This is a genomic window from Bartonella sp. CM86QHHN (genome assembly GCF_042194695.1).
In the GTDB taxonomy this organism is placed as follows: domain Bacteria; phylum Pseudomonadota; class Alphaproteobacteria; order Rhizobiales; family Rhizobiaceae; genus Bartonella.
The window spans coordinates 1-2,505 of the sequence record NZ_JBHIND010000032.1; the positions used below are offsets into that span (position 1 = coordinate 1).

At 39.3% G+C, this 2,505-nt stretch carries 4 protein-coding genes; 1 reads left to right on the forward strand and 3 read right to left on the reverse strand.

Features of this window, described 5'->3' with window-relative positions; translation table 11 throughout:
• Positions 1-423, reverse strand: a 423-nt coding sequence (locus ACFIKX_RS02930) for an antA/AntB antirepressor family protein (protein ID WP_375661201.1), incomplete at its 3' end; no start/stop codon positions are given.
• Positions 424-804: 381 nt separating this feature from the next.
• On the opposite strand from ACFIKX_RS02930, the gene ACFIKX_RS02935 reads away from it, so the two are divergent.
• Entirely contained in the window at positions 805-1,887 is a 1,083-nt protein-coding gene (locus ACFIKX_RS02935) for a hypothetical protein (protein ID WP_375629855.1), read from the forward strand.
• A 22-nt stretch (positions 1,888-1,909) separates the two neighbouring features.
• Here the strand turns inward: ACFIKX_RS02935 and ACFIKX_RS02940 are convergent, their stop codons facing one another.
• On the reverse strand, positions 1,910-2,251 hold the full coding sequence (locus ACFIKX_RS02940; protein WP_375661203.1) for a hypothetical protein: 342 nt from the start codon (positions 2,249-2,251) through the stop codon (positions 1,910-1,912).
• Positions 2,142-2,505 (reverse strand): major capsid protein (locus ACFIKX_RS02945; RefSeq protein ID WP_375661202.1); only part of this gene is annotated, 364 nt, incomplete at its 5' end. The genes ACFIKX_RS02940 and ACFIKX_RS02945, both read right to left, overlap by 110 nt.

Consider the following 2,505-nt stretch of genomic DNA (forward strand, 5'->3'; position numbering starts at 1 on the left):
TAATTCGGCAATGGTGTTATCCTTCTGCTCAATTTGGCTTTGTAGATGATTCAAGACTCCCAGCAATGCTTCAGGTTTGGAGTAGTCAACTTGTGGTGTCACTACTTGTTTCAAAAGTCGTTCACATTTGATAAAGTATTGACGTGCTTCATGCCCTTTATCATTACGCTCTATCATCGAAAGATGTTTAGCCATGTCTAACGTAATGTGGTATTCTATGCTTGGGCGCCCACCTTTTTCTAAATTTTTAGAAAAACCTATAAAGTCTATATTTTCTCGAAAATTACATTCTTTAATGCGATTTTTAATCCAGTCTGCAAACTTTGATGTAATCCCTAAAAATGCGTGCAATTCACGCGCATTAACAGTTTGAACAGTTTCCTGATCAATAACCTGTTCTGATATTTCTATAAGAGTGTTCATGAGAACTCCTTGTGGGTTAGATGTTTTTGATTGACACTCTAAGAAGAGTGCCGGGTGCTCAAAAACACGGCCACAAGTCCGTCGTTACACTTTCCCCGCAAGGGTATTGTATAGCGTAACCACACCCGACAATATTATTATACGCATGTAGCATATAATGAGTCAAAGTCTTTAATGTATAGAAGACTGATTATTTCGGTAACCAATCCGCTTGCGGTTTAAGGTGTTTTTGAGGCACCTGATTCGATTATTCATACTCCTACTATAATGTCAAGCAGTAATATTACATTTTTCTAAATTATATAAGTACGTCTTTACTTTATTTGTCGACTCACTTTAAATTTCCACTTTACTTTTTTATTTATAGCGGAGGGGGAGGTAATGCTGGATACCCTTGATACAATTGCAATGATCGTGTGCTTGTTATCATTGCCAATGATGATTGTCGGACTCGTTTTAGTATGTATAAAGAAATGGCGGAAAAACGGACTGAAAACTCTTGGTATTGGAGCTTTATTATTTATCGGCTCTGCGATAGTAGGTGCTTCTGTACACAAAGACAAACCAAATCAAATTACACACAATAATGAAATTGTTACCTCCTCCTCGACTTCGTCAATAGATGTTGCTACTCAAAACGAAAGCGTGACTCAGGTACCAGCTGAGGATACTGATAAGCAAATTACCCCCACTCAAGTTAACAAACCAGACAAAGATGATGGATTAGGCTTTTGGGGATGGTTTTGGTTAATTTTCTTTGCGTTTTTTGCGTTTTCCATTTTCGCTTATTGGCAAGATAAACGCAAAAAACGTTTTGAAGAGAAAGTTCCAGAACAGGCTTCAATGTCGCTCCTTCCTGCACATCCTTCTTCTGATTTCTCAGTTGTTAATAAAATGTTTCCAGCAATTGAAAACGAACGGTGGGAAAAGGGGATCAAGATTTTTCTCCTTTGTGCTCTATTGATTGGGGGCATAGTAGCAATAATAAGTATTTCACCATGGTTATTAGTAGCCATTCTTATTGTTTTACTTTTGGTGATCGCTCACTACTCTGAAAAGAAAAAAGTAAAACTTTTTGAAGAACAAGTTGCAATGTTGCTACCGGATATTAAAGTGTCTAGTTTTTCTGAAGCGTGTAAAATGTTTCAAGAGCTTGACGCAAGCGAATATGAATATCGTTTAGCACACAATGAAAAATTGTTGGGAGTTCAAGAACGCGTTTTCTTTGATATTAATAAAAAGATCCCACTTAGAGGACGTCTTTTGGTAACCGATCAAGCCATTGTATTTGAAAGTCCTGAAAAGAATGAACGAACCACTTGGACACGAATTGCATCAGTAGCTATAACATACCATGAATGCCAAATCAGTCTCCGTACCGGCATACCACGGAATTACCGATTCACTGCTTTTTCAAGTCCAAGGTTTACAGCAGTAATTCGAGTTCTGGGACAGTTTTATTGATAACACACAAGAAAAGATACGTTTATTGTTTTATCTCCCGCAAGATAAGTTTATACATACCGGATTCAGAGGCTTGGACATCTGTGATCACGAAGTGCTCTTGAGAAGAGGGGGCTTTGTTGTTTTCAGGAGAGAGGACCACAATACTATCTTGAGGTTTTGGTGGTAAACCCCCAATATCATTGATACAAAGATCAAGTTCCTTTCTTGCAATTGTGGTGGGGATTCTGCCACCGGCTTCCGATTCCGAATGTTTAATGGTGTAAATCGCTGTGATACGAAAAGATTGCTGGTTGTCTTTTCGCGTGTAGATGATGGGCTGCCCAAAAGTNTGGGCGTGTGCAAATGTAAAGCGGATAGCTATAGACTTCCGGTTTTACCCATGCATTACGGTCGTGGTCGACGATTAGCATCGTGTAGAGAGGTTTTCCAACGGTGTTGGCAAAATCCAAGCTTTCCCCTGGTGCAAAGGTTTTTTGGAATACACCAGGCGCATCAACAGGGAAGAATTGACATTCGTCAGGCTTAATTCCTATGGCGCGCTTTGTTCCAGCCTTCGCACTCACATTATAGTTGTGAATACTCCGGTAATTAATGAAAGTCACACCCGCAAAGTCA

What these genes read in the sequence shown, in the direction of transcription:
- ACFIKX_RS02935 (WP_375629855.1), top strand. Translation starts at nt 805, where the DNA reads ATGCTGGATACCCTTGATACAATTGCAATGATCGTGTGCTTGTTATCA.